Source organism: Streptomyces sp. TE5632, from assembly GCF_054061295.1.
In genome coordinates, this window is sequence record NZ_JBSSEA010000004.1 from 18,205 (window position 1) to 44,911 (window position 26,707).

At 68.9% G+C, this 26,707-nt stretch carries 17 protein-coding genes and 2 pseudogenes; 12 read left to right on the top strand and 7 right to left on the bottom strand.

Going from position 1 to position 26,707, the window contains the following annotated elements; all coding sequences use genetic code 11:
• The first annotated feature begins 447 nt into the window (after positions 1-447).
• Positions 448-1,640, top strand: a protein-coding gene (locus ACVW19_RS34105; protein ID WP_457464937.1) for an IS3 family transposase whose coding sequence is annotated in 2 segments (ribosomal slippage) — positions 448-712 and positions 712-1,640 — 1,194 coding nt in all. Because the reading frame shifts where the segments join, the coding sequence is not laid out codon by codon here.
• Positions 1,641-1,844: 204 nt separating this feature from the next.
• Here the strand turns inward: ACVW19_RS34105 and ACVW19_RS34110 are convergent.
• The 6 genes from ACVW19_RS34110 to ACVW19_RS34135 all read right to left on the bottom strand — a co-directional run bounded on the left by ACVW19_RS34110 (position 1,845) and on the right by ACVW19_RS34135 (position 14,363).
• A complete protein-coding gene (locus ACVW19_RS34110) occupies positions 1,845-2,930 on the bottom strand; it encodes a Wadjet anti-phage system protein JetD domain-containing protein (protein ID WP_343240692.1) in 1,086 nt (361 codons plus the stop codon).
• Positions 2,927-7,423 (bottom strand): hypothetical protein, encoded by a 4,497-nt coding sequence (locus ACVW19_RS34115; protein WP_457464939.1) that lies wholly within the window; start codon positions 7,421-7,423, stop codon positions 2,927-2,929. Before ACVW19_RS34115 ends, ACVW19_RS34110 begins: the two co-directional genes overlap by 4 nt.
• Before the next feature lie 7 nt (positions 7,424-7,430).
• Complete coding sequence (locus tag ACVW19_RS34120) at positions 7,431-8,237, bottom strand: hypothetical protein (protein ID WP_457464940.1); 807 nt, start codon at positions 8,235-8,237, stop codon at positions 7,431-7,433.
• Positions 8,234-9,586, bottom strand: coding sequence for a hypothetical protein (locus tag ACVW19_RS34125; RefSeq protein ID WP_457464942.1), 1,353 nt, complete (start codon positions 9,584-9,586; stop codon positions 8,234-8,236). Before ACVW19_RS34125 ends, ACVW19_RS34120 begins: the two co-directional genes overlap by 4 nt.
• Before the next feature lie 260 nt (positions 9,587-9,846).
• Positions 9,847-13,041, bottom strand: a complete 3,195-nt coding sequence (locus tag ACVW19_RS34130; protein WP_457464944.1) for an AAA family ATPase — start codon at positions 13,039-13,041, stop codon at positions 9,847-9,849.
• Entirely contained in the window at positions 13,038-14,363 is a 1,326-nt protein-coding gene (locus ACVW19_RS34135; protein ID WP_457464945.1) for a metallophosphoesterase family protein, read from the bottom strand. Before ACVW19_RS34135 ends, ACVW19_RS34130 begins: the two co-directional genes overlap by 4 nt.
• Positions 14,364-14,502: 139 nt before the next feature.
• Between ACVW19_RS34135 and ACVW19_RS34140 the strand changes: the two genes are divergently transcribed.
• The 5 genes and pseudogenes from ACVW19_RS34140 to ACVW19_RS34160 all read left to right on the top strand — a co-directional run.
• Positions 14,503-15,342: a hypothetical protein gene (locus tag ACVW19_RS34140; protein WP_457464947.1), complete on the top strand. Its 840-nt coding sequence runs from the start codon at positions 14,503-14,505 to the stop codon at positions 15,340-15,342.
• A 49-nt stretch (positions 15,343-15,391) separates the two neighbouring features.
• Complete coding sequence (locus ACVW19_RS34145) at positions 15,392-16,531, top strand: hypothetical protein (protein WP_457464949.1); 1,140 nt, start codon at positions 15,392-15,394, stop codon at positions 16,529-16,531.
• Positions 16,528-18,039, top strand: a complete 1,512-nt coding sequence (locus tag ACVW19_RS34150) for a hypothetical protein (protein ID WP_457464951.1) — start codon at positions 16,528-16,530, stop codon at positions 18,037-18,039. The genes ACVW19_RS34145 and ACVW19_RS34150 overlap by 4 nt, the downstream gene beginning before the upstream one ends.
• Positions 18,029-19,375: an AAA domain-containing protein gene (locus ACVW19_RS34155; RefSeq protein ID WP_457464953.1), complete on the top strand. Its 1,347-nt coding sequence runs from the start codon at positions 18,029-18,031 to the stop codon at positions 19,373-19,375. Before ACVW19_RS34150 ends, ACVW19_RS34155 begins: the two co-directional genes overlap by 11 nt.
• Before the next feature lie 117 nt (positions 19,376-19,492).
• Positions 19,493-19,941, top strand: a pseudogene (locus ACVW19_RS34160) (transposase); the annotation flags it as partial.
• Between the two features lie 27 nt (positions 19,942-19,968).
• Here the strand turns inward: ACVW19_RS34160 and ACVW19_RS34165 are convergent.
• Positions 19,969-20,139, bottom strand: coding sequence for a hypothetical protein (locus ACVW19_RS34165; protein ID WP_457464989.1), 171 nt, complete (start codon positions 20,137-20,139; stop codon positions 19,969-19,971).
• A gap of 168 nt (positions 20,140-20,307) precedes the next feature.
• On the opposite strand from ACVW19_RS34165, the gene ACVW19_RS34170 reads away from it, so the two are divergent.
• From ACVW19_RS34170 to ACVW19_RS34195, 6 genes and pseudogenes are all read left to right on the top strand, one after another.
• On the top strand, positions 20,308-20,772 hold the full coding sequence (locus ACVW19_RS34170) for an excalibur calcium-binding domain-containing protein (RefSeq protein WP_457464954.1): 465 nt from the start codon (positions 20,308-20,310) through the stop codon (positions 20,770-20,772).
• Positions 20,773-20,886: 114 nt separating this feature from the next.
• A pseudogene (locus tag ACVW19_RS34175) lies at positions 20,887-21,947 on the top strand (IS630 family transposase); the annotation flags it as partial.
• 216 nt (positions 21,948-22,163) lie between these two features.
• Complete coding sequence (locus tag ACVW19_RS34180; RefSeq protein ID WP_457464955.1) at positions 22,164-22,700, top strand: hypothetical protein; 537 nt, start codon at positions 22,164-22,166, stop codon at positions 22,698-22,700.
• Between the two features lie 338 nt (positions 22,701-23,038).
• Complete coding sequence (locus ACVW19_RS34185; protein WP_457464956.1) at positions 23,039-23,305, top strand: helicase associated domain-containing protein; 267 nt, start codon at positions 23,039-23,041, stop codon at positions 23,303-23,305.
• A 1,241-nt stretch (positions 23,306-24,546) separates the two neighbouring features.
• A complete protein-coding gene (locus tag ACVW19_RS34190; protein WP_457464958.1) occupies positions 24,547-25,113 on the top strand; it encodes a CRISPR-associated endoribonuclease Cas6 in 567 nt (188 codons plus the stop codon).
• A complete protein-coding gene (locus tag ACVW19_RS34195) occupies positions 25,098-26,534 on the top strand; it encodes a hypothetical protein (protein ID WP_457464959.1) in 1,437 nt (478 codons plus the stop codon). Before ACVW19_RS34190 ends, ACVW19_RS34195 begins: the two co-directional genes overlap by 16 nt.
• Positions 26,535-26,707 lie beyond the last annotated feature (173 nt).

Consider the following 26,707-nt stretch of genomic DNA (forward strand, 5'->3'; position numbering starts at 1 on the left):
GAAATGCCTCGGCTCTTCCTTCGTTATTGAAGGAGCGTTCGACGACGTTGCGTCGGCGGTAGATGTGCCGGTGGCCGGCCTCCGTTGCGGCCACGGTTGTGGCGGTGTCGCTGGGTCATTCTTCTTGGGATGGTGCACGTGATGCCGCGTCGTCGCAGGTGGGCGCGAGATCTGTGGGCTTTGTCGGCAACCACCTGGTCGGGTCTGGAGCGGGGCGGCCGAGGCCGGTGCGCGGGACCCGGATCCGTTCCAGGAGGGGGCGTGCGCAGATGCTGTCGATGCTGGCCCGCGGGTGCGTTTGCAGGGTGCGGGTGGCTGCCGTGACGGCGGCCTTTTGATGCGGGCGCAGCTCGAGCTCGGCGGAGGACATGGGTGTGAGCTGCCCCCGGTTTCGTGGAGTCCCTGAAGCCAGGCTTATGATCCTGGCCCGAAGGAGAACCACGAGCAGTGCCAGCACCACGTAAGTACCCAGACGAGCTCCGTGAGCGGGCCGTGCGCGAGGTCCGCACCACCGGCCGTCCGATCGCGCATGTCGCGAAGGACCTGGGCATCCATAAGGAGGCCCTGCGCGGCTGGGTCCGCCAGGCTGAGGCGGACAGCGGTGAACGCGATGACCGGCTGACCAGCGTCGAGCGGGAAGAGCTGAAGCAACTCCGCAAAGAGGTAGCGGAGTTGAGGCGAGCGAACGAGATCCTCAAAGCGGCGAGTGCGCTTTTTGCCCAGGAGCTCGACCGTCCCCGGACGAGGCCGACCAGGTGATCGACAGCCTGAAGGACAGCGGCTTCGGGGTCGGGCCCGTATGCCGGGTGCTCGGCTGGTCCGAGTCGGCTTACTACGCCCGCAAGAAGCGGCCGAAGTCGTCCCGCCGGCTGCGGGACGAGCAGCTCATGCCCCTGATCGAGCAGGTCCATGCCGAGTCAGGCGGCACCTACGGCGCCCGCCGGATCACCCGCGCGCTGCGGCGCAAGGGCGTCGATGTGGCCCGCTGCACGGTCGAACGGCTGATGCGTGAACTGGGCCTGGAGGGCGTCATCCGCGGGCAACGCCGCAGGACCACCGTGCCCGAGCCGTCGGCGCCCCGCCCGCCGGACCTGGTCGACCGCGACTTCACTGCCTCCCGGCCCGACCAGCTGTGGGTGGCGGACATGACGTATGTCCGCACGTGGTCGGGCTGGGCATACGTGGCGTTCGTCCTGGACGTGTACTCGCGGATGATCGTCGGCTGGCAGGTCGCGAACCACATGCGGACCGAGCTCCCGTTGGACGCACTGGAGATGGCGCTGTGGAGACGGAGGATCAAGAAGGACTCCGGCCTCATTCATCACAGCGACCGCGGGTCGCAATACGTATCAATTCGGTACACCGACCGGCTCGCCGACTTCGGCGCCTCCGCGTCGGTCGGCTCCGTCGCGGACAGCTATGACAACGCGATGGCCGAGGCCCTGAACGGCACCTTCAAGGCTGAGCTGATCGAGATGCAAGGTCCCTGGAAGGACGTCGACCAGGTTGAGCGGGCGATCTTCCAGTGGGTCACGTGGTACAACGAAGAGCGTCTGCACTCCGCGCTCGACTACGTGCCGCCGGCCGAGTACGAGGAAGCTTTCTGGCGGAGCCAGGAGCAAGCCCCGCAGTCCGCTTGAAACAAGATCACCGGACTCTACGAAACTCGGGGCAGTTCAGTGCAGTCGCATCCCCTTTAGGTGGCAGTGCTGTCGGTGAGATGCGGTGGGGCGGGTTGTGTGGCGTGGGGAGTGTAAGCAGGTCGGCGGTGCGTCTTGCGGATGGCCGGTTTGATGCCCGGTCACCGGGGGGCTTGGCTGTGTGCGCGGGTGGCCGCTGTTCTATTACAGGTCGTCGCGCCATGAGCGGTCCTGCTGGAGGAGTGTTGTTCCTGTGGCTTCTTGGGCGAGCCGGTTCCCGGTGGTGAGGATGTTGGCCGCTGGGTGGCGGAGGGGTTCGGGCAGCCAGGAGACGCGCCGTTGGGCGGCAAGGGGGTCGACTCGTTTCGGGGCCGGTCCTTGGATATTTTGCTTGAGAAGGAGCTGGTAGAGGCCGAGGGCGGGTCGGATGGGCGGGAGTCCTGATGCTGTGCCTGATGCGTTGGCTCGCTGGGGGATGGTGAGGCCGTCATCGTCGAGATCACCGTAGTAGGCGATGTCCGTCACGCCTTTGAGGTTCGCGATGCGGGTGACGGAAGCCTCGAAGGCGTGGCCGCCGCCGAAGGCCACGTAGCCGACGCGGGCGGGGTCTTGGGCGAGCAGGGTGCTGACGGTTGCGAAGGTGTCGCTGTTCTCGATCACCAGGACGGTGCCGCCGTCCCCGAGGTGTTCATAGGCCAGGGGTGGTGGGATCCGCTCGGTGAACAGGGTGGCCAGGGTGAGGCGTCCGGGTGCGAACAGCGTGCTGGTGGTGAGTGCGTCAAGACGCTTTTCGTCGCCGAAGATTTCCAGGGAGCGTTCACGCATGGGGATCACGGCCCTCCGGTGGGTGTCCCCGTCGGTGTCGCGCAGCCAGCGGTTGATCGTCTTGAGGGTCTCGGTCTGGGCGGTGGTCAGTTTGAGGGTGCTTGCCCAGGAGAGCTCCCGGCGCCACATGAGGGGTGCCGTGCGTGTTGGTCTGGGTTCTGTGGCCTTGGGTGGAGCGGGGAGACGGAGCCAGCGTGGCAGTGGTGGCTGTGTGTTGTCCCATCCGTCATGTGTGCGCGGCAGTTCGATCAGGTGGTGGTCGGCGAGTTCGTCGAGCAGGGCAGACAGGACGGGGCGGCTTTGGGTGGTGCCGGCTGTCTCGGGGCAGGCCTGGGTGAAGGCGTCGAGGATCGTGGCCTGTTCGACGCGGTGTTCCGTCCTCGAGGTCAGGGTGGTTGCCAGGCAGGCTGCTGAGGGGGTCAGCGGTTGCTGTTCGGGCTTCGTGTCGTCTCGGTTGGTGGTCACTGGTCGGTGGCCATCTGGTCGTGGTGGTTTTCCTGCCATGCGTCGCTGTTTTCGAGCGGGGCATGGGAGGCGCGTGGTTTCACCAGCAGTCGTGCGGCGTGGACTTGGCCGGTGGCGCCGCCTTCGTCCGGCGTTGTTTCGTGTGCGATGTGGTCGGTGACGTGCAGATGGCGTGTCCCGGTGCGTTGGTCGGTGTCGTTGCGCAGCCGAATACACAGGGGGAACGTGGCCAGCACGCGGTCTTCCATGTTCCCGGTGGTGTAGATCAGTTGGACGCCGAGTGCGGAGGCCATGTTCATTTGCAGGCTCAGCAGGTAGTCGGCGTTCGCTTTGCCGATTGGGTTGTCCAGGACCAGCATTCCGCCCAGGCGGTTGGTGGCGCGGGCTCCGGTCCGTGTGCTGGCGCGGAGTGCGGCAAGGGTGCAGTACAGCATGATCGCGCCGGTGAGTTCCTGGCCGCCGGAGAACACTTTGCTCATGTCGCTGATGGATGCGTATTCGGCGCGGCCGGCGGCGTCGGGCTTGAGGATCTCCACCTTGAAGTCGCGTGGGACCGCGGCGCCAACGCACCGCAGTACCAGGTCGCGGCCGGGCAGGTGGGGCTGGGTGCGGGCGTTCTCGTCGAGGGTCTCGGCGATCCGTACGGCAAGGATCTGCGGTTCCGGCGTGCTGAAGCCGATCTTCAGGATTCTCTGTTTGGCCCATGCCCCGGCGCCTTCAGGCAGGCGGGAGAGCCGCTCGGCCTTTTCGAGCAGGGCCAGGGCCTGGTTGGTGTGGTGTTTGAGCTGGTCGATCAGCAGGTTGCGATGGCGTTCGGAGTCTTCCAGGTCGGTGGTCAAGCTTGCGGCCCGGCCTGTGAGTTGAATCGTCCACTGGCCGGCGCGCTCGATCAGCGACGTGGTATCGATCTCCGTGAGTTGTTGGTAGATCGGCGCCTTGAGATTGGCGAATCGGTTCTGGTTGGCCGCTTCGCGGAACTGCGCGACGGCTTCGTTGACGGCCTGGTCTGCTTCGTGCAGTTGCTCGGTTGTGGTGCTGTGGGTCTGTATTGCCTCGTCGGCGGTCTGCTGTGCTTCGTCGGCGGTTCCGGTGAACGGGGCGGCGCTGGGTGGTAGTTCCAGCCTGCGGGTGGCGGTGGTGAGGCTGCGGTGGACGACGGTCATCTCGCGTGCCGCGGCTTCGCTGGTGCGGAGTTTGCGTTCGGTGGCCCGTTGCGTCTCCGCGGCTGTCTTGAGCAGGGCTTCTGCGTCCTGCAGCGCGGAGGCTGCCCGTTCGGTGAGCTGCGCTCCTTCGGCGGGGTTTGAGGGGGTCCAGTCGGCATCGAGACTGGTCCAGGGCTTCCCGCTGGGCTGACCGGCGCGTGTTGCGTCTGCTTCCAGTTGGCCGCTGTGCTTGCTCAGATTGCGGTACTGAACCTCCAGGCTGCGCACGGTGCGGCCAAGCCGCCGTTTCGTGGCCTCGATGGTTTCGGCGCTGCCGGCTTCTGCGGATGCTGCCAGTGCTTTGGCCCGGGTCACGATCTCGGCCGGTTCACTGCGTAGTTCGGCATCCCGGTCGGTTGTTTCCTTCTGTGCCTCCTCTACGCGCTGGCGTAGGTCCTCGCCGACTTCCACGGCACGGAAGCCCTCCGCCGCTTGGTGGTAGGCGATCTCCAGTGCGGCCACATCGTGTTGCCCGGGATTGAGGGTGAGGGGCTGGTCTCCGTAGACGACCTTGTCCAGCCGGGCGGCGTAGGCGGCGGCGTCACGGCGGAGCGACTCGGCTTGCACCGCGTATTCGGTAGCCTGGTCGCGCAGTCGGTCAGCTGCCTCGCTCAGTTCCTGGGCTGCGGTGCGATGTGCTGCGGCCTCGGTTTGAAGTGTCTCGATCTCTGCGCGGTTTGTGTCGGCGTCGGCGGCCTCTTGGGCGAGCAGTTGGAAGGAGTCGGCGGTGCGGGCGGTCTCCAGGGCGGCTTGTTCGGCGTCCTGGACGGTGGTGGTATGCGCGGCCAGGATGTTGGCGGCTTGCAGGCAGGCGTCGCGGGCGGAGTCAAGGGCGGCCTTGGCGTCGGTGGCCGCGGCTGATTGGGTGTTCGCAAAGGAGCGTAGTTGCTCGATGTGTCCCGCTGGGTGGTCGCGCAACCAGTGGGTGAGCTGTACTTCCAACTGGAAGGCTACTGCCTGGCGTTCGGCACATTCGTTCAGGGCTCGGCGGCGTTCTTCGATCCGTGCTGCGGCCTGTTCGCGCAGCTGGCCGGCGGCCTGGGAGTCGTGTAGGGCGGGGGTCGGCTCCACGACGAATCCGTTGCTCGGCTGGGGCGGTTCTGCTTCCAGTGGTTCGCGCGTGGAGACGAGTACGGCCGCGGCCGGCAGTTGCGGCATCTGTGTGAGCAGGGTCCGCGCCCGCTGCAGGGTTTCCTGGTCAGGCACCACGATGCCGTCGACCAGTGCAGGGTGGGCTTGGATGGATGCGGCGTGCAGGCGGGGGTTTACCAGCTGTTCCAGAGCCCTCCAGCCCGCGGTCGCAGTGATCCGGTGCTCGGCCAGCAGCTCGAGCAGGTCCTCGACGGCCTGGCGCGGCGGCATGAGGGCCTCGTCCTCAACGGTGAGGGCTTCGATCAGCCGCTGGTCCGCCCGGTCGTCGGCTCGCAGCGCGTCCAGCTGCTGGCCGGCCGATGCTTGCGCCGCGGCGACCAGGTTGCGCAGCCAGGACGCGTTGTCTTCCAGCCACTGCGCGGGGTCGCCGCCGGGTACGTCCTCGTCATTGTCGAGTTCGGCGAGTTCACGCAACAGCTTCTGGGCGGCAAGTTCTGCCGCGGCACGCTGGGTGTCCTCGACCGCCCGTATCGCGGTCTCCCTCGCCTGCCGGGCCTTGACCTCGGGCTCGATCAGCTGATTCGCGACCCCGTCGAGCCGGCGGGTTTCTTGCTCGAGCCTCCGGTACTCCTCGCGTTCACGCGTCGCCTGGATCTTGCTGTCGGTAGCCCGGGCACGCAGGCGGGCGTCGGCCACGGCCACGGATTCATCTTCGGCGATCAGACCAGCCTGCCGGGCCTGAGCAAGACGAGAGTCCACGCGCTCTACGTGCTGGCCGAGGAGTTCGGCTCGGACGGTGCGTGCGGTGGCCTGCTCCTCCCCCTCGGCCGCGCCGCGTTGCGCGTCGGCTGCCTCTGTCTTGCTGTGGGCGCTCTTGCGATCCAGGCGGTCGGCCTTCTCCGCGCACTGCTGCCTGCTGTGGTGCAGGGCCCCGGCGAACCGGGCACCGGCCTGGTCGCGGCGGAGCCGGGCAGCTCCCGCGGCCAGTTCGGCATCGTCCAGCAGCTCGCTGGCGACCCGGTACTTCTCGTGTGCGGTGGCGGCTTTCAATACCGTGGGGACGACGGCCCAGGCGGCCAGTTCTCTGCGTTCCTTGGCCAGTTGTTCTTCTGCCTGGACGGCCTGGGAGTGGGCCGCGTCGCGACGCAGCACCAGGGCCTGACGTCGCACCTCTTTGTGGAGCAGGTCGGCCTTGTCGCGGGTCTGCTGCTGTTGTGCGGCGTTCTCCTTCGCCATAGCGGAGTCTTCGCGCAGTGCGCGCAGTGCCTCGTCCGCGTGCTGGACGGATGTGCCCACCTGTGCCGCGAGTTGTGCCAGCGCCTTCGCGGCTAGGTGGGCCTGTTCGGCTGCCGTCCTCTGCTCGGTACGCCGGCGGGCCAGGTGTTCGGCGGCTGTGGCCGTGGCGGTGGAGAAGTCGCGATCCAGCAGGAGTTGCTCGCGTCGGCCGATGTTTTTGGCATAGGCGCCGAAGGCGTCACCCAGTTCGGTGAAGTCCTCGGCGTCCACCGCCTTGCTCAGCAGCCACTGCGTGAACTGCCGACCGGTGGTGGTCTTGAACGCCTCGGCCGCGTCTCCCTCATCGACGTTCATCGCCTGCTGGACTGCGAACAGGTCCGGCTCCAGGCCGAGCCGCCGCAGGTGTTTCTCCCACTCCCCCTGCCGTTTTTCGATCTCCAGGCGGAGTGTTTTGTCACCGGAGTCCAGCCGTCTGAGCGCGTCCTGGTAGGCGTTCATCCGCAACCGGCGCCCGCTCTCGGCGAAGGGCAGCGTGGCCAGGGTCGTCTCGGCGTTGGGGCTGAGCGAATAGAACGTCCGCTCCACGGTGCCGTCCGTGGCCGGGGTCAGTACCTGTCCGGTCACCAGCGTTTCACCGGTGCGGGCATGAACCCATTCCAGGACCACGTGGGAAGGGGCTGCCGCGGACACCACGTACGCGCGCAGTGCCTCACGGCCTTTACGGGACTGCCGCTCGGGCAGCACCGTGGACAACAGCATCCGGATCAGCACGGACTTCCCGCCGCCGTTCTCCAGCACGAGCAGTGTCGCCGGTGCGGGGCGCCGGAACAGCTGGCCGGCCGCTGGGATGAGAGTGCTGACGGGGATCGGTGAGCCGCCCTCGGACAGGTCCAGCAGGACGTCGCCGTAACGGGCCCCGGTTGGGCCGATGTTGTACAGGCGGACGCGGTTCAGCTCGTACATGGCCGGATCAGTCTCCTGGCTCGGCTGCGGTCAGGGGCGTTGCGGGGGCGGCGTCGGGCTGTGGGCTGCTGAAGGCGGGTCGGCCGTCCGGTCCCACGGTGATCCCGAGCTCGGCCAGCTGGCCGAGCATCTGCTGTCCGGCCAGCTCCCGTACCTGGATCTGGTAGCGGGCCGTGGTGGTGTAGGTTCCGCCGTTCTCCTTGCCCGCGCGCCGCAGCATTCCGTTGTCGGCGAGGTATTCGGCGACCCGCTTGATGAGGGCGTGCCTGCTTTTGGAGTGGGCGCGGTCATCCCCGGTGGAGGAGACGGGGTTGCGTCGCTGGTAGTAGCGCCACAGCTGGATCAGGTCCGGATGGTCAGCGGGAACTCCGTCGTCGGTACCGGCTTCGGCGGCTTGGCGTTCCAGTTCCTTGGCGGCCTGCTCGACCATCACGTCGACGTGGCGGACGGTGACGCGGCCGACGTGGGCTGGGTCGTCCAGATCTTCGGGGCGATAGTAGGCGAGCGCGGCGATGGCCAAGTGGGCCAGTGCCGCGATCGGACGGTCGGCGGGTTTGCTGATGTGGTCGGTGACGCTGACCGCGAACTGGGTTTCGGCGGTCGCCCCGAGCACCAGTCCGGCCCGTGAGTCGACGGCGATCACCGTCAGGTCGAAGCCGCGTGCGGCGGCGTGCAGGAGCTGGGCGAACTCCTGGTCGGTGCGGCAGCGGTCTACCAGCGCGGCGTACTCGGCGTTGCGGCGGGGGGTCAGTCCGGGTTGGAAACCGAAGGCGAGCAGCCGGCTGACGGCGGCCGTGTCATTGACGTTGTTCACGCCGCGCCCTCCTCGAGGCCGTTGTCGGTCGGCAAGGCAGAGACTGCCGGGCTGTGGACGACCAGGAGGTCGTGACCGGCGAACCGGTCGTCATCCAGTTCGCGGTCGTCGGCCAGGGCTGCCAGCACTGTGCCGCGCTCGGGGTCGTGGCGCGGGGCACCGAACAGGCCCAGTACGTGCAGGGCCAGCAGATGGTCGAGGTTGTCCCGTCCGGCCGATGTGCCGTGCTGTCGTGCTGCGTTCAAAAGCTCGGACAGGCGGATGCCGTCGGTGTCAGTGCGTTTCAGCAGTGAGGCGACGGCCGTGTACTGCTCGTCGGAGAAGGTGGCGGTGTCTTCTGCGTCGCCGAATTCGGGCTCGATGATCAGACTGTCGTCGCCGTCGGGTTCGGCCGGCGGCGTCATCAGTGCGGTGATCAGGTCCGGGAGGTAGATGATCGCCGGGCGGTGCGGCGGGGTCGCCGCCGTCGCGAACGTGCCGAGCAGCGGAAGCGCCTGCCGTACCGGCAGTTGCAGGGCCGGTTCGAGCAGCTGGCGTTCGAGGTCGACGTGGGCCCGGCTGGGGGGCGGCACGAAACTCTGGCGTTCTTGTTCGGCGCGGAACCGTTCGCCTACTTCCTGGAGGTTCGCCTGCAGGGATGCGTGTCTGCGCAGGCACTCCTCGAGGATTGCGATCAGCTCGGCGGCCTGGGTTGGGGTGGTGTCTTCGGTGCTGTTTTCCATCATCCGGACCAGGTTGTCCTTGATGGTGTTTTCGGCGTTGATGCGGTCCTCGATGTGTTCCAGCGCTTCGGTCTGCATGCGCTGTACGTCACGGACCCAGTCCACCGAGCGGATGTCCCGGCGCATGCCTTCCAGCCGGGTGCGGATGTGCTCGGTGTATTGCACGGTGCGGCGCAGCGCCATCTCCGCGGCGCGGTGGGCGTCAGTCAGCCGTCCTCGTCGCACCAAGGCTTCGAGCTTGGCGTCGGCGGCGACCTGTTCGGAGGCGATGTCGAGGTCCACCGCGCCGACGAGCACCGCGATCGCTTCGTTGGAGGCGCGCAGGCGTGGCCGTCCGTCGGGTCCTGGAACTTCGCGCAGCAGCTTGAAGGAGAAGGTCTGCGCGGTGTAGGTGCTGTGGGAGACGATGCCGTAGAGGTGGCTGAAGTCGCGGTCGACGGTGCCGACGTTCAGCAGGCTGTCGAGGACCCAGCGGGCTACGGCGGTATGTTCGTCGCGGTCGCGCTGCGGCATCTGAAGCCCTGCGATGCGTGCCACGGCGGCCACGATGTCCTCGTGTCGTGCACCGTCGTCGAAGTCCATCTTCAGTGTGACGGTGTCGATGGCGGTGAGAGCCAGTTCCTCCATTTGGTAGCCGGTCCACTCGCGTGAGGCGAGCAGGGGCTTGCGGCGTTCCAGGTCTAGGACGGGGTCGGCGACCGCGAGTGCCTTCACACGAGTTGCCAGTCCCAGCGTGTCGCGGCCGTGAAGTCCCGCTTCAGACATCCAGTTTCCTCCCCGCCCTATGAACTGCCGTCACGTGATCAAGATGAGGGTGGCCCCTCGGGGTGCTAGCGGACCAGGGGGCCTTGCGCCGTTCCCGGATCCGCCCCGGCCCGTCGGCACCACTACTGCGCCAGTGTCTGCAGGCCGCTGGCCAGGTCGGCTTGCACGAGGTCGTCGCGTTCGGCCGGGGTCAGCCAGCGTGTGCTGGACCCGGTGGCGCCCCGCTCCACCCACAGCACCTCGTCGACGGCCTCGGCAACGGCGTGCAGATGGCTGATCACCATGACGAGGCGGTCGCCGCCGGCTCGCGCGCGCAGTACCTCCAGGGCCGCATCCAGTGCAGCCGCATCGAGTGCGGCGAAACCTTCGTCGAGGAACAGGGAGCCCAGGCTCGAGCCGCTGCGGGAATGCAGTTCGGCCAGTGCCAGCGCCAGAGCGAGTGAGGCCTGGAACTTCTCCCCGCCGGACAGCCGGTTCGGGGGGTGGATGACCCCGGAGGTGCGGCTGACGATGTCGAAGCTGTCGGCGAAGCCGAATCGGCCGTCGGTCATCTGGCCGAGCAGTTCGCTGGCGACGTCGCGCAGCGCGCGGGTGCGCAGCATCGTGAGGTGGCCCAGGAACTTGGCGTCGACCAGTTCACGGCGCAGCACGTCCAGCGCCTCGGACCGGGCGCGGCCGGCGGTGATGGCGAAGTCCAGGTCGGCGGCCGGCTTGATCATGTCCTGTGCGCTCTGTTGCTTCTGACGCTGTTCCTTGGCCTCCAGGTCCGCCTGTGCTGTGGCCATGACGAGGGGGTGCAGGGCGTCTGCTGCCGTCAAATCGGCGGCGGGGTCGAACCCGTCAACGTCGGCGAGCTTGGCCGTCTGGCCCCGCAGACTCTCCGTCGCGGCCGCTGCTCGCTGGGCGGACGCGTCGGCGCGCTCGGCAAGCCGGCCGTCCAACGCCGCTGTGGCCGTGGCCAGTTCGGCGGCGAACCGGCGGGTGGCGCAGATCCCGGGCGCGGCGGGGGCCTGGGGTACGGGGAACACGTCGGCTGCGTCGAGGTGCGTGACCGCGTCGGTGACGGCTTGTGCCCAGGCATCCAGGTTGCCGCGCAGCTCATTCAGCGGGCGGTCCACACGGGTGCGGTCCTCCTCGTCGAGGGCGTGCTGCCCGCCGAGTACGGCAGACTTCTTCTGCCGTGCTGTTTCCCGCTGGTCGAATAGGCTTTGGAGTGCGGCCTGCCGGGCGGTCACGGCGGCGAGTGCGGTCGACGCTGCGTCGTCGGTCACCTCGATCGCATCGCCGGGCAGCGTGGCCCGGATCCGCGGGGGCAGCGCGGTCAGAGCGCGGCTGATCTTGCCGATGGCGCGGATGTGTGCCGTGAGGGCGGTCTGCTGGTCGTCGACGGCGCGTTGGTAGGAGTTCTTGCGTTCTGTGAGCGTCGCACGGTCCGTGTCGATCAGGGCGGTGCGGCGGTGCACGTCGGTCTGCAGGTGCTCGGCATGACCTTCGGCTGCCTGTTCGCATGCGGTGATCGCTTCAATGATCGGTGCGGCGTCCCGCTCGAGGAGCTCCTCGCGGTGGTCGGCTCCGTCGTCGGGGGTGGTCTGGGCGGCGGTGATGGCGATCAGCGTCGCCGATACCGTCTCGCTGTCGAAGTCGTGACCTGCGGTGGCCGTGGTCGTGAGATCGCTGAAGGCGCGCTCCGCCTTGGCCGTGGCTTCGCGCGCGGCCTGCTGTGCCGTGCGATGGTCCGTGTCTCGGTCGCGGATGGCTGTTTCGGCCGCTGTCACGGCGGCGCGGGCCTGGGCGAGCTGGTCGGCGGCGGCCCTCTGTGTCCTGGTCGCCTGGGTGAGTTGGGTTCTTGCCTCGGCCAGCTCGGCGGAATCGGTCCCGGATGCCGGTTCGAAGCCGTCCGGGAGTTGTTGGCGGCAGACGGGGCAGTCGTCGCCGTCGTGCAATTCAGCGGCGATCGCGGCGGCCTGGTCGCGTTGTTGCAGCGTGTCCACGCGCATCTGGGCGGCAGCGAGGTCCTTTTCTGCTGCGGCGTGTGCCTCTTGCTTTTCAGCGCAGGTTTCTTGAGCGGCTTGGTGCCGGCTCGCCGCGGTGGTCTGGCCGCGGACGGCGCTGGCGAGGCGGCTGGCTGCTGCGAGGGCCGCGGTCAGTTGGGTGCGGGCATGGGCGGCCTTCTGGCGCACGCGCTTGGCCGTTTGGGCGGCGGCACGCGCCTGCTGCGCCAACGGGTCTATCCGGGCGGTGCGTTCGGCGAGTTCAGCTTCGGCGCGGGTGATGGCCTCGCCTTCGCCTGCGAGTTGTTCGCTCTGCTGGGCGAGCCGGTCGCGTTCGCCTCGGAGCTCTTCGGCGTCCGCTGCGAGGGTTTCGAGAATCACTGCGGCTTTGCTGAGGGCGTCTTGGCCTTCGCCTTCCGCGTCCGCTGCGGCGATCGCGTCCGTCAGGCTGCTTTCCTGTTCTGCGGCACGTGTGGCCTCAAGGTTCAGGGCCTCGCGTCGTGCGGCGATGTCGGCGGCGACCGGTTCGAGGGCCTTGAGGGTGGGGCCCGCGTCGGCCACGGTGCGCGTGGAGAGCGTGTGCGCGGCGGCGGTGGCCCCCTCAGTGGCAGCCTGGGCCGTGGCTACTTCCTTCTGCAGCTGGGTGATGCGGCCGATGGCCTCCTTCAGGCGTTCGGCGCGGGCTTCAGCCTGCTCGGCGGCCGCGCCGGCTTCTTCGGCGGTCTGCTCGGGGGCGTCCGGCATGGACGCGCGCTTGGCCTCGGCGCCCGCCAGGAGGCCCTTGAGCGTCTCACGCTGGCGGGCCGCCACCCGCTGGATGGACTCCAGCGACTCGGCACCGAACAGTTCCCGCAGCAGCTTGCCGCGTTCCTTGGGGGCCGCGATGAGGAGCTGGTCGAACTTGCCCTGCGGGAGCAGCCCCACGCGCAGGAACGTCTCGTAACTCATCTGCAGTACCGCTTTGAGGCGGGCGTCGACGGCGCCAGCGTTGTCTGTCTCCTCGCCGGTGTCGAGGTTCTTCAGATGGTGTCGGCCGGCGTTCGCGTTGGTGGCATGCATGGTGCGGTGGACGTGCCAGCGTTGTCCCTCGTGCAGGAAGGTGAGGTCGACACTCATGGCCTTTGCGCCGTCGGCGATGAGCTGCCCCGGGCTGTTGGCGTTCCAGGAACTTTTGCGGAACAGGGCATAGGTGATGCCGTCGAGCAGGCTGCTTTTGCCGGCTCCGGTGTCACCGAGGACGCCGACCAGGCCCCGGCCAGTGAAGTCGACCGTGACCTGGCTGGGGTAGCTGCGGAATCCGTTGAGGGTGAGAGTCAGGGGCTTCATCGCGTCGTCTCCGCTGCAGTGGTGTCGGTGCCGGACAGCAGGCCTGAGCGGTCGAGGCTGTCGAGAGGGCGGCCGTCGATGGCCGCGGTCAGCAGGGTCTCCTCGCAGCACGGTGCCGGGTCGTCCAGGTCGGGTTCGGCTTGCAGATGTGCGAGGGCGGTCATGGCACGGTCCAGGGCCAGGCCGGTGGTTCCGCGGCCGGGCAGGTAGTCGCGCAGCAGCTCTTCGATGCCGGGCAGTTCGGTGTCGGTGGAGGTCTGCCGCTGCTCCGGCACGCTCTCGGTGGCCCCGGCGCGGCGTTCGTCGACGGCGACGAGTGTTGCCCGCGGCAGCATCTTGGCCAGTGTGTCCGGCAGGAACGGGTCGGGGACCTCGACGTTCACCACCGCCTTCACCCAGGCGTCGTTGACCCGGCCGGCGCGTTGCGCGATTTCTTCCAGGGTGCCCTCCAGGCGGACCAGGCGGCGGCCGGAGGTCAGGGGAACGAGTTCGATGCGGGGCGTGCCGGTCGGGCCGACCTCGGCCAGGACCACGCTCTTGGTGTCGCCGCTCTCGCCGAAGTCCATCTGCAGGGGGCTGCCGGCGTAGTGGGCCGGGTATCCGGCGCGCTGGACGCGCTGCGGTTTGTGGATGTGGCCGAGGGCGCCGTAGGCGACGTCGGGCAGGTCGGCGGCGGCTGTCGCGTAGTCTTCGGCGATGGAGATCTTCCGCTCCGAGTAGGAGGGAAGGGCCCCTTCGACGAACAGGTGGGCGGCGAAGACCAGGACATCTTGGGCGCCGCGCCCTGCGGCGAGGCGGCGGTAGACGTCGGCCTGGACGGTGCGCAGCCGCTCGGCGTAGGTCGCGGTCGTCAGGGCGGGGTCGGCGAAGTCGTAGGCGAACCGATTGGGGTGCAGGTACGGCAGTGCGCCGATGCGCAGTGTCAATTCCCCGTCCTGGGCGGGGTAGTCGGCCACCAGCAGCCCGTCGGGGCGGGCATCGGTGGCGAAGCGAACCCGGGCCTGTTGGCCTTCGCCGACGCCCATGCCGTTCAGGATGAACTCCAGGAAGGCCAGGACGTTGCGGGTGTCGTGGTTGCCGGCGACGACGACCACAGGGGCGATCACGCCGAGGCGGCGCAGCGCCTGCGCCGCGCGGCGCAGGTCGTCCAGGCCGGGCCGGGAGGTGTCGAACAGGTCGCCGCTGTGCACGATCAGGTCGGGGGCGAAGTCACGGGCGATGTCGATGATTTCGTCCAGGACGGCGTCGACCTCGCTGTCGCGGCGATGGCGTCCGATCTGGCGGCCCAGGTGCCAGTCGGAGGTGTGGAATACGCGTCCCATCACGAGGGTGCCTCCAGGAGAACGGCCTGCGTGCCGACGCGAACTGCGCATGCACAGCCGGGAAATTGGTGGCGCCGACTGTACACGGAATCTCAGGAAGAAGTCTGGAGAACTCTGGAACTCTGGTAGCGTCTGCGCCATGAGTGATCCGCTGGACGCCCTGGAGAAGAGCATCGCCACCCTGCGCCGCGCGATCCGCGACGCGTTCGCCGCCGGTGACGCCGAGCGCGCCGGCGAGCTGCGCATGCAGCTCCGCCGCGCTGAGCGGGCCTGGGACGCCCTCATCGACGGCGCCGAACCGGCGACCGCACCGCCCCGCCTCGCGCCGGGTGCGGCTCCGGCCGCCCGGGGGGCGCAGCTCCCGGCGCGCGAACACGTCCACCGGGCCCTGATGCTGCTCGGCACCCCAGCCGCCCCCAAACTGATCGTCGGCGTGCATGAGGCGTTCTTCCCCGGCGAGCTGTCCGCGTCCAAGCTGTCCAGCCTGCGCCGGGACGAGGAGCGCTCCTACCGCTCCAGCCCGGGCGCCCGGCCGTACTACCTGTGCCCGGCACTGGCGCACGACCTGCTGACACCGGTGCGGGCACTGCTCACCATCAGCACCTGGACGCTGGAGCAGCGCCTCATCGGCCCGCTGTCGCCGCGCGTCGACTTCCTCACCGGCGCGCTCCGCGTCGCCGAGGCGGTGCATGCCTCGGCCAAGTCGAAGAGCGGGCCCAGCCCGGCGGCCCTGCGGCTGCTGTGGCGCTTCGCCGTGAACATCCCCGACGCGATGCCGAGGAGTTCGTCCGGGCACGAGGGCGCGCTGGACCCGCAGCAGGTGATCAGCGCCGCCGAAGCCGAATTGGACGTGCACACCGACGCGGACCGCGCCGACCGGGCCGAGGCCGCACGGCGGGCCCGCAAGTCACTCCGGGACGACCAGCAGCTGTTCGGCGCCCCCCTGCAGGGCGTCACGCACCTGCGGGCCCGGGCCTGACTCTCCGTCCCTCAGCAGTCCCTTCTCCCCCGCAAGGATCTACCAGACCGTGAAAGCAACAGTCGACGATCGCCTCGCCGCGCTGCGCGGATCCGCCAAGCCACGGGCCTACAACGCCCGGTCGCTGGCCGCCCTGGAGAACAATCCTCGCTGCACGCTGCGGGCCCTGCTGGACGCCTCCGGCTCCGACAAGGCTGCCATCGCCGCGCACGCCGGCCACCCCTCCCCGTTCGGTCAGTCCTCCTTCGCCCTCGCCCGCGGCAACGCCTTCGAGGCGATGGTGAAGGACAACGGCTGCGCGGAGCTCCTGCGCGTCCTGCGCGAGATCCTGGGGCTGACGCTGCCGGAGGTGGGGTACAAGGACCTGAACGATGTCGGCGGCGACGGCGATCGCAAGACCCGCCGTGACCACACCACGCAGGTACTGCTGCAGGCCGCCCGAGGGGCGGGGGACGGCACCCTGTTCGACCATCCGATGCTTCATCTCCAGGTCGGCGGGGACGAGGCGTTCCTCGAACCGGACCTGGTGGCCTTCCGCATCGACGGCCGCTTCCACATCGTGGAGATCAAGAGCTTCCCGATCATCGACGGGCAGGCCGACCCTGCGCAGGTGCGGTCGGCGACCACGCAGGCGTGCGCGTACATCATCGCGCTGCGTGCCCTGCTCGCGCGGGCCGGCATCGACGAGCAGGCCGTCTCCGACACGGTCGTGCTGGTCGCGCCGAAGGACTTCACCAACCGCCCGACCGCGGCGTTCGTCGACGCCCGCAAGCAGGTGGCTGCCCTGACCCGTCAGCTGGCCCGCATCGCGCGCATCGGCGACCTGGTGGACCTGCTGCCCGAGGGACTCACTTTCGATCTCGCCCTGGACGCGGACAACCGCCCCCGGCGCCCGGCCGAGGAGCTGACCGATGCGCTGGAGCAGGTGCCCGCGACGTATCGCCCGGACTGCCTGAACCACTGCGAGATGGCGTTCTACTGCCGTTCCCGCGCCCGCGCGGAGGCCTCACTGGATGTGCTCGGGCCGGCGGTGCGTGAGCAGTTCGGCGGCATCGACACCACGACCATGGTCCTGGGACTGGCGCGCGGACAGCTGACGCCGACCGGGGACCAGACCGAGATGGCCGCAGCCCTGCGGCACGCCGCACGACTGCGCACCGAACTGGAAGACCTCGGGGGTGCGGCATGAGCATGCTGTCGGCGTTGGCGCATGTACAGGCGATGGAGTCGATGCGGGCGGTGCCCCGGACCGCGTTCCGGCACCGCCGCCTGTCGGGCCGGCCGCTGGTGATCATTCCGCTGGCCATGGCCGGAGAGGCCGGGGCGCCCCTGGCCGCGATGGTCGGCTCCGCCAAGAGGAACGGGACGCTGCTGGTCGTGGCGCAGCCCCGCAACCGGGACCAGAGGTTCGCGTTCGCCGCCGAGCTCGGCCGGATCGTGATGGACTACATCGACTCCTTCCGTCAGGACCGCCGCGGGGAAGGCGAGCGTTCCCGGTACACCGACGTGCCGCAGATTCTGGTCCCCAACCACGGCGGCATCAAAGCCCTGGCCGATCTGGGACGCATGTGCCGCTTCCGCGCGACGTCCGGTCTCCACGCGGTGCCGGACGTCGTGCCGGAGTTCGGCATGTGGCTGACGTTCCTGGTCGACAGGGCCGAGCAGGCAGACACCTCCACGCTGCTGCCCGTCACCGGGATGCTCGCCGAGCACTGGGCCACCGGCCAGAGCACCCTGGAGGACCAGAACCTCGCCTCCCTGATGGCCTGGATCGCTCCCCCAGCCGGGCTGAGCGTCGAGCAGGCCATGGCCGACGCGGAGAACCCCGACGTGTGCCCCCCGGCGGGCCCGGCGACCTCCCCGGAATTCGACAATCGCGACCTGGCACCGGCAATCAAACGGTTCGACACAGCCCGCGCTCTCGGCGACCTGCCTGCGCTGACCGCCGCCGAGACCGACCTGCGAGAACTGATCGCAGGACAGATCCAGCCCACCTGGCGCATGACCTGGGAGGCCATATCGCTGCTGCGCTCCGTGCCCGAGGCACCACGGACCGCCAGGCGCTTCGAGCGCGACTGCGCGGCCTTCACCAGCTACTCCGACTACCGGGACTCCGGCGGCCCTCCGCAGCGCAGGCGGGACACCGCGATCGGCGCGGCCCAGCGGCTGGACCGGCTGGAGCGCGCGCTGGCCGAATTCGAGTCCGACATGGCGTTCGACGACCCGTTCGTGCTGGCCGACCGGCGCAGCGCCGGGGAGGCATTCGCCGGGACGGTCGTGGAGGCCGAACCCGGCCGGACGGTCACCACGGACAAGAACAGGCGGGTGCCACGGCCTCTCATCACTGTCCGCACCGACGATCCCGTGCGGTTGGCCGCCGACACCAAGCTGATCAGCCCGTCCATGCCGGCCGGTCATAAGGCCGTGATCGTCTCCGCCCGCCGCGACGGCGACGCCACGCTGGTCATGGTGGAGATCACCGGTGGAATGGGGCGCGGCCGCGTCCCGAAGCCAGGCACCGTGCCGGAGCCGGATCAGCGCGTCGCCTACCTGCCCGACCCGGGGTGGCGTCCGGCGCCGCAGTTCCCGGCGTCCGATCACACCCCGTGGACCCACAGTGCCGCCGCTGAGGGGCCCGGCACCGACTCCGCCGTACCCGAGGACGCCGCCGCAGAGGAGTGGGGCAATGATGAATGACACCACCACGACGCCCGACGCGGCCGCCGCCGCGGCCGCTGCCACCGAGGTGATCCTGGCCGACATGGCCGACGGGCGTCACCAGGCCGTCGTCGTCGACTCCCCGCCGGGCGCTGGCAAGAGCACTCTGGTGGTCCGCGCCGCCCAGGAGCTCACCGCCGGCGGTGAACGCCCGATCATCGTCGCCCAGACCAACAACCAGGTCGACGACCTGGTCGAGCGTCTGGCCACGACGCATCCCGACATCGCCGTCGGCCGCCTGAGTGCCACCGGCTACATCGCGCCCCCAGCCCTGAACGCCTTGGCAAACACGACCGTCGGCCGCACCCTGGACGATCTGGCCGGATGCCGGATCATCGTCGGCACCGCCGCCAAGTGGGCCACCGTCCGCGACGCCACGTTCGGCTGGGCGATCCTGGACGAGTCCTACCAGATGCGTTCGGACATGCTGCTGCAGATCGTCGAACGCTTCTACCGGGGCCTGTTCGTCGGCGACCCGGGCCAGCTGGATCCCTTCACGGTCGTCGGCACCGAGCGCTGGATCGGCCTGCCGCACGACCCGACGCAGAACGGCGTCAGCGTCATGCTCCAGCACAACCAGGACATCCCCGTGCGCCGGCTGCCGGTGTCCTGGCGCCTGCCGTCATCGGCCGCCCCCACCATCGCCCAGGCGTTCTACCCGTTCACCCACTTCACCGCCGGAACCGGCGACAACACCCGCGCCCTGGAGTTCCGCACCGCCGGGTTCGGCAACACCGACCTGGACGAGACCCTTGCGATGGCGTTCACCACCGGCTGGGCCCTGCACGAACTGCCGCGCCGTCATGTCCCGCGCACCGACACCGAGACCATCCAGACCGCCGCCAACCTCGCCGGCCGGCTGCTGGACCGCGGGGCGGTCGCCACCTGCGAGCGCCACCGCGGCGGCCGGCCCCTGGACGCCGGTGACATCGCCATCGGCGTCGCCCACCGGGACCAGGCCGACCTGGTACGGGCCGCGCTCGCCCGGACCGGCAACCCGAGCGCGCCGGGCGTGGCGGTGGACACCGCGAACCGGCTGCAGGGCCGCGAGTTCGAGGTCGTCATCGTCGTACACCCGCTGTCCGGCCGCCGCGATGCCACCGCCTTCCACCTGGAGGCCGGGCGGCTGTGTGTACTCGCCTCCCGCCACCGGCAGGCATGCATCGTCGTCGCCCGCGAGGGCATCGCCGACCTTCTGGACAGCCACCCCTCGACCGACCCCGTGCACCTGTCCGTGCGGGCCAAATTCCCCGATGGCTGGGAAGCCAACCAGGTCATGCTGGACAAGCTCGCCCAACACCGCGTCGCCGCATGACCCCCACGGTCATCCCCGTCCTGTCCATGAAAGCGCGACCGCCTCTTGTCAGTACCTGTCTTTGGGGTGAGGGTCTGTACGGTCAACGGTGGATCTTCAAGCAGGAAGTGACACCTGATGACAGACGTGACCGTGTCGGCTGAGGCCGTGGAGGAAGTGCAGCCGACGGGGCTGAAGCCTGACGCGCTGGACGACCAACTCATCAGCCAGCCGGTGGACCGGGCCAAGGCCGGCGGGATCAAACTGATAGGCGAGGCCGGACTGCTGCAGCAGCTCACGAAGAAGATCCTCGAGTCCGCCCTCGATGGCGAGATCACCGATCACCTCGGGCACGAGAAGCACGAGAAGACGGCCGGCGGCAACACCCGCAACGGCACCCGCTCCAAGACCATGCTCACCGATGTCGGCCCGGTCGAGATCGACGTCCCGCGCGATCGGGCGGGCTCGTTCGAGCCGTGAGAATCGTCAAGAAGCGGCAGCGCCGGCTGACCGGCGTCGACGAGATGGTCCTGTCGCTGTCCGCCCGCGGCCTGACCCACGGCGAGATCTCCGCGCATCTGAAGCAGACAGTCATGCCTCGCCCGGCCACGTCGTCAACGTCTCGCCCGTCTCCTCGTCGACGAGGGTGACCTGGGTGCGGGCCTGCCGTGTTCGCCGATCCAGCCGGCGCAGTGGCCGCGCGCGGTCGCCTCGCTCCCCCACCAGCCGTGCGCGGTCGGGCGGCCGTCGCCGGTGAGGGGCAGGTGGTAACGCTCGGGGTTCACGGCACCAGCATGGACCATCCCGCCGCAGCGGCCGTCGTCAGGCTGGGGTTCCGAACGCGCGACCGCCTCGCCCATCGTCACGAAACAGTGACTGCTCCCCCAGAGTTGCGCATCCCCTTCACGTATCTACTACCGTCAACGCCCCAACGATCAACCCAGGGGGGCGCCATGACCAACCCGTACACTCCGCCAACAGCGGTCCGGCCCGCGCCGAAATGGGCGCGGAAACGGTTCGTGCTGCCCGCGCTCGGCCTCGCCTTCCTCATCGGCATCGGAGCCGGTGCCAGCGACTCACAGCCCAAGGACGACGCCAAGCCGGCCGCGGCCCCTCCCCGGCCCACCGTGACCGTCACCGCCACAGCTACCGCCACCGCGGACCCCGAGCCGGCACCCACCGTGACCGAGACCGTAGAGGTGGAGGTCACAGAGACGGTCACCGCGAAGCCCGCCGTCAACTCCGGCAGCGGAGGCAGCAGCAGTGGTGGGAGCGGCAGCAGCGGCGGTGGAGGAGGTAGTGCCTACTACGCGAACTGTTCCGCCGCTCGCGCTGCCGGTGCTGCCCCTGTGTATGCCGGTGATCCCGGGTACGGGCGTCACCTCGACCGCGACGGTGACGGCGTCGGCTGCGAGTAACAGCACGACCACCCTGCCCTCAACACGAAGGGCGGAGCGGAAGGCGGTGCGCTGGCTAACGATCTTTTCGGTTCAGGGTGACGGGAACCGTGGTCGTGGGTGTATCCCGGTGGTATGCGGTATCCCGATGGGGGTGGCCTGACCGCGCGGCAGCGGGCCCAGCGGGAGCGGGCGCGGTTGGAGGCTGCCGAGATGTTCGCGCACGGCCTGGCGCCGCCGCAGGTCGCCCGGCGGCTGCGGGTCTCCCGGAAATCCGCCTATGCCTGGCACGCCCGCTGGCGGGACGGCGGCAGGGAGGCGCTTTGCTCGAAGGGGCCGTCCGGCAGGCCGTCGCGGATGCGGCCGGCCTGGCGGGCCTGGCTGGCCGCCGAGCTGGCCAAGGGGCCGGCCGCGCACGGCTGGACGGAGGAGCAGCGGTGGACGCTGGAGCGGGTGGCCACCGTGATCGCCCGCCGCTTCCACGTCCGGTTCAGCCCGGCGCAGACCTGGCGCCTCCTGCACCAGATGGGCTTCACGGTGCAGGCACCGGCGCGCCGGGCCGCCGAACGCGACGAGCAGGCGGTGGCCACCTGGATCAGGTAAATCTGGCCACGGGTGGAAAGACGGTAAGAGATCGGGATGCCTGGCTGTGCTTCGCGGACGAGTCGGGCCAGCAGCTTCGGCCGCCCAGGGCCCGCACCTGGGCCAGACGCGGGCGCCCGCCCCACATCATGGTCCGCGCCGCTGGCTCCGGACGCATCTCCCTGGCCGGCCTGCTCTGCTGACGTCCGGGCGAGCGCACCCGGCTGGTCTTCCGGATGCTGGTGCACCACGGCCGCAAGCAGGAGCAAAGGGGCTTTTGAGAGGCCGACTTCGCCCGCCTGCTGGACGCCGCTCACCAGCAGCTCGGCGGGAACGTGGTGCTGGTGTGGGACGACTACACCCATCACCTCGACGCCGCGATGCGCGCGCTGGTCGCGGCACGCGCCTGGCTGACGGTCTTCCGCTTCCCCTCCTACGCTCCCGACCTCAACCCGGCCGAGGGGGTATGGGCGCACCTGAAGAGGAGCCTGGGCAACCTGGCTCCGTGCAGCATCGACGAACTGGCCGCACTGGCCCGCACCCGCCTGAAACGGATGCAGTACCAGGCCGGCCTGCTCGACGGATTCATCACCGGGACCGGGCTGGCCCTCACCCGACGCAATCGTCACCCCGAACCGAAAAGATCGTTAGCTGGACCGGCGCGCGGATCCTCCCCGCCGACGCGGGGGTCTTCCACTCCTCATCGCGGTGATGATCGAGTGCTCGACGGCGGCCAGCACGTGGAGCGGGCCGCGACGGGCGGTCAGCCGCTGAAGCTCCAGGAGCGCTTCCCCGGAAGCGCTGTCAGTCCTCGTTCATAAGATCACGGCATGTCTGATGCCTTCACCGTCTTGTGGACCCATGACACATGCCGTGCCCTGCGCAAGGCGGGCCGCGTGGGTGAGCGGCCGCCGGTCGCCTTCAGCGGCGTGCATTCCTCCCTGCCCACCTGGTCGGGTGCCCGTGCTGGAGACGAGGTGTACGCGCTGCACGTCAACCGGTGCGTCGTGTACGTGGTGAGCCGCATGCGGGTGATCGACACGGAGCGGCGCGACTGCTGCGGCACCGCCCCCGCGACGTGGCAGGACCCGGCGTTTCCCGGGCACGGCAACTGGTCGATGCTCGGTGCCGGCGGCTGCGGCGCCGCAGCGGTGCACGTGGAGGCGACGCCCGTACGCTTCGACATACCGATCCCCGGCGATCTTCTGGCAAGACTCACCTGGCGCAACCGCTGGGGCAAGACCCGCGGCCTGAAGTACGTGCAGGACGGCCGCCTCGAGCGCTCGATCAGCCTCCAGGGGTTCTACCGCCTGACCCCTGAGTCGGCCAACGAGTTGGCAGAGATCGTAGGCAACGCAGCCCCCTGATACCGACGGACGAGCGGGCAACCGGATCACACCCGCTACGGCCGCCCCTGCCGTGAGCACCAACCCGTTTTCCGCCACCCGGCACGCCACATTTCGTCGGTTCCCCCGCACAGGATGTCGTTGGGTGAGGGAATGAAGTTCTCCCCGCCAACGCGGGGGTGTTTCGTCGAGCACGTACAGTGCGGGAGTCGTCATGTGTCCTCCCCGCCGACGCGGGGGTGTTCCGGCACTGGTTGGGTGGCCCGAGGGAGTCTCACCCCCGGCTCCCACAGAACGGAGCGCAACAGTGAGACTTTGCCAACTTGCCTCACGAGCTGGCCAGTTGGTTCGACAGATGGGTGAAGCCCCTAATAGACGGGTTCACGACCAAGATCACCCGGTACCCACCAGAGGCTACGCGTGCTTGTCGCCAGTTCTTCGAGCGCGAGGGGCACCTGCGGGTACCGCGCAAGCACGTCGAACGGATCGTCCTCGTCAGCGAGGACCAGGAGGAGCAGGAGCTCCGGCTCGGGGCGTGGATCGGGAACCAGCGCAGCCGGGCCGCGACGCTGTCCCCGGAGCGGGTGGAGCTGCTGTCCGCCATCGGAATGCGCTGGTCTTCGTAGACCAAATCACGTTGCGATCCCTCCGGACTGATGACGACCGACAGCGTCGGCGTGCCGTGGGTGTGGGCCCGCGGTTGCGATCCCTCCTGAGCAGACACGACCGGCGTGCGGATCGACCCGCACGCACGCGCGCACGTGTTGCAATCCCTTCTGGACTGATGACGACGGACGCACATGGTCCGGCTGCACCGCCGGCTCACGTTGTTGCGAACCCTCCTGGGCCGAATAAAGATATTCGCACTGGATAGTGCCAATTACCGAGGATGAGGTGTTATGAAACTTTTTGGCTGATGACGACCGCCCTGACTAGCCGTCCGGTCGACGTCCTCATCATGTTGCGATCCCCCATGGGCTGATGACGACCACCGCAGCGTCCGCCGCCTCGAGCACCGTGTACGTGTTGCGAACCGGGGTGATGACGACCGGGTACCCCTCGGCTACATGCACCCGTCGCGAACCCTCCTGGGTTAGTAACGACTGAGTAGGTCGGTCTCTACCGCCTCCGCGTGCGCCTGTTTCGATCCTTCCCGGGCTGATGAGTACGCGAGACGTTGCAGACCCTCTTGGGCTGATGACGACCAGGCCGGACTACTGGGCGGCCCGCCAGATCCAGTTGTTGCGAACCTTCCTGAGCTGATCACGACCGGCTGCCCGGACGTCGTAGCGCGCTACAATCACGAGTTGCGAACCCTCCCGGGCTGATGACGACCCCGATGGACTCTGCGCGGGTTCCGTTCCCGATGATGTTGCAAATCCTCCTGGGCTCATGACGACTCTGCTCTACGACCAGATCCCGCGCCCGTACAAGGTGTTGCGAACCCTCCTGGGCTCATGACGACAGCAGCTGACTACGCATGAAGAAGCACCATCATCTTCGCGCTCGGAGGCTGGTGACGATAACTGACTTGTTGCCCGCAACGGTGATATCTCCCAGCTCAGCGGACGTTGTCAGTGCCTCTGTGTACGTTGCTCCTCGGAACGCTAACTCCTCTCTGAAGAGGCTTATTTGGCGTGCCCTGGTGTGGACTCATTCGCCCCGGATGGGGAGAGGGGAGGGGATCGTGCGCTTGCGCTTGGAGATTAGTACACGGGCTCGGGAGATCCCATGGGAGAACGTCCTCGCTCCCGGGCGAGGCATCGTGTACGACGCGTTGCGTCGGACTGCACCCGATCTCGCGGAGAAGATCCATGAGAACGGATGGGGTCCGTACGGGATGGCTCCGTTCGGGTACAGCGCGCCCATGTTTCCGAGCGCGCGGCGGGTGCGTGGGAAGTACGCGGCGGGCGGGAGCGGTTATCTTGAGTTCGGCAGTCCACTGCAGGACTTCGTACAGGCTCTGGCTCTAGCCTTTATGGACCCGGCCCGCTCGCTGCTGGACTGGGGCGGGGTCGCGCTGCAGGTCAGCAGTGTCACCGTCCAGCAGCCGCCCAGCTTCACCGCCGGCCGGGCCCGGCTGCGCACGGCGAGCCCTGTGCATCTGTCCGAGTACCAGCAGCCCGAGCCCGGCACCCAGCACACCGCTGTACGGGCGTTGCTGCCGGAGGATCCGGCGTATCCGGTGGCGCTGGAGCGCAATCTGAACCGTCGGGCCGAGACATTCGGGCACGCCGCGGACATCTCTGTCGAGGGGATCACGTGGGTGGGCGTGCGCCGCGCCTTCCGGGTCTGTGGCCAGGGCCGTTCCGGTCATCGGACGGGGGCGCCGGTGGAGGTCGAGGTTCGCGGAGGCGCCGGAGCGCTGTCTGCTCTGTGGTCTGCGGGGATTGGCCAGCAGACCGGGGCCGGGTTCGGGTGGGTGACCGCATGACCGGCATTGCTGCCGAGCAGGTATCGCTGCGGCTGACGCCTCATCCTCTACAGAGGGTCGGGGCGTTCGCCCTGGCGGCGTTCGCCGGCGCCCGTCATCCGGACATGGTGGCGGGCCCGCTGTTCGAGGCGGCCGCCGAGAAGGTCACCGCGGCTGCTGTGCGGGCAGCACTCGTGAGGGATACCAAGGCGGAGGCCGGGTTTCTCCTGAAGTGTTCGTACAGCCTGTGGCCGAACAGCAAAATGAACCACCCGCGGAACAAGAAACTCTCCGATGCGGAGGTCACCGAGGCCGTCCGGGCCTGGCGCACCATCCCCGCACCGCAGACCTGGCCAACGACGGGATGCGTGCTCTGCGGGGCAGCGGCGGTCGGGTTCTACGGCAAGAGCGACATCGTGCTGGCCGAGTCGGTCGCCTATCGCAACAGCACGCCGCGCGGGCACGCGGGTCTCGCGCTGTGCTGGCCGTGCGTGTGTTCCTTCCACGCGGTGCCGTTCGGCAGCCAGCTGTCAGGGGGTCCAAGCACGGTCGTGCACACCTGGGACGAGCGTTTCGCGGTGCACACCGTCAGCCGACAGGTGCAGCGCAACGGGCTGCTGATCACGCTCGGCGCCAAGCCGGTCAGTCCGCCGGCCGACGTTGCCGTGCTGGCGGCGCTGCGTGGCTACGAGCACCGCGTCACAGCGGGCGTGGAGCTGCTGGTGTTCACCAACAACAACCAGGACCAGGTCCTCACCTCGCATGCCGTTGACCAGCCGCTCGCCGAGTGGCTGCGCACCACGACGCGGCTGCCCGGTCGGCGGACCGGGTTCGCGTGCCTGCTGCGTTCCTTGCGCACCGACAAGGGCAGCGGTGCGCAGAACCTGGCCTGGCGAGTGTTCCACCGCCCCGAGAGCATCCCCGGCGTTCTCGCCTCCTACCTGACCGACCGGACCGAGGCCTGTGGCCGGCCTGCACCCGAGTCGCTGGCCGTTGCCGAACTGGCCGGCTCCTACCTGCATGAGGTGATGCACATGGAAGAGAAGGATCTCGCTGAGATCCGTGCGACCGCCCAGCGGGTCGCCGCCCTGTTCAAGCCCGATGACACCGGGGGTAAGCTCACCGGCTTTCACGCCCTGTTCCGCCCCGGCCGCGGCGCGGACCTGCGCGGCTGGCTGCAGCGCCACGGCGTCGAATGGGTCCTGGCCCGCCCGGAGGACGGCGCTCCGCTGATCACCGAGCGCGGGTTCGAGCTGTTGTTCTCCCCGAGCCAGGACGGCAACGCCTGGTTCTTCCGGCAGTACCTGCTCACGTCCGTTCTGGCGGAACTGCACCGCCGTGGCTGGCAGCCCAAGGACGCCAAGACGATTGTCGAGGACTTCGACCCCGACGCCATCGACCCCGCCGACACCGAAGCCCTTGAGGAAGGAATCGCCCCGTGACGCACCTTGCAGGAAAGCTCGCGCTCGACATCCAGGCCGGCGCCCCCAACAACGGCCGCGGCCAGGACAACGTCGGCGTGGTCAAGAAGATGCAGGTCGGCCGGGACACCTACCCCTACATCTCGCCCCAGGCCGTGCGCCGCTGGCTGCGCGACAGCTTCCCCGCCAGTGAG

Excerpts from the sequence above, each read along its gene's own strand:
- ACVW19_RS34135 (WP_457464945.1), bottom strand. The coding sequence starts at position 14,363 with ATGGGACGCGTATTCCACACCTCCGACTGGCACCTGGGCCGCCAGATC.
- ACVW19_RS34170 (WP_457464954.1), top strand. The coding sequence starts at position 20,308 with ATGACCAACCCGTACACTCCGCCAACAGCGGTCCGGCCCGCGCCGAAA.
- ACVW19_RS34130 (WP_457464944.1), bottom strand. The coding sequence starts at position 13,041 with ATGAAGCCCCTGACTCTCACCCTCAACGGATTCCGCAGCTACCCCAGC.
- ACVW19_RS34155 (WP_457464953.1), top strand. The coding sequence starts at position 18,029 with ATGATGAATGACACCACCACGACGCCCGACGCGGCCGCCGCCGCGGCC.
- ACVW19_RS34125 (WP_457464942.1), bottom strand. The coding sequence starts at position 9,586 with ATGGAGGAACTGGCTCTCACCGCCATCGACACCGTCACACTGAAGATG.
- ACVW19_RS34190 (WP_457464958.1), top strand. The coding sequence starts at position 24,547 with ATGTTTCCGAGCGCGCGGCGGGTGCGTGGGAAGTACGCGGCGGGCGGG.
- ACVW19_RS34115 (WP_457464939.1), bottom strand. The coding sequence starts at position 7,423 with ATGTACGAGCTGAACCGCGTCCGCCTGTACAACATCGGCCCAACCGGG.
- ACVW19_RS34180 (WP_457464955.1), top strand. The coding sequence starts at position 22,164 with ATGTCTGATGCCTTCACCGTCTTGTGGACCCATGACACATGCCGTGCC.
- ACVW19_RS34150 (WP_457464951.1), top strand. The coding sequence starts at position 16,528 with ATGAGCATGCTGTCGGCGTTGGCGCATGTACAGGCGATGGAGTCGATG.
- ACVW19_RS34140 (WP_457464947.1), top strand. The coding sequence starts at position 14,503 with ATGAGTGATCCGCTGGACGCCCTGGAGAAGAGCATCGCCACCCTGCGC.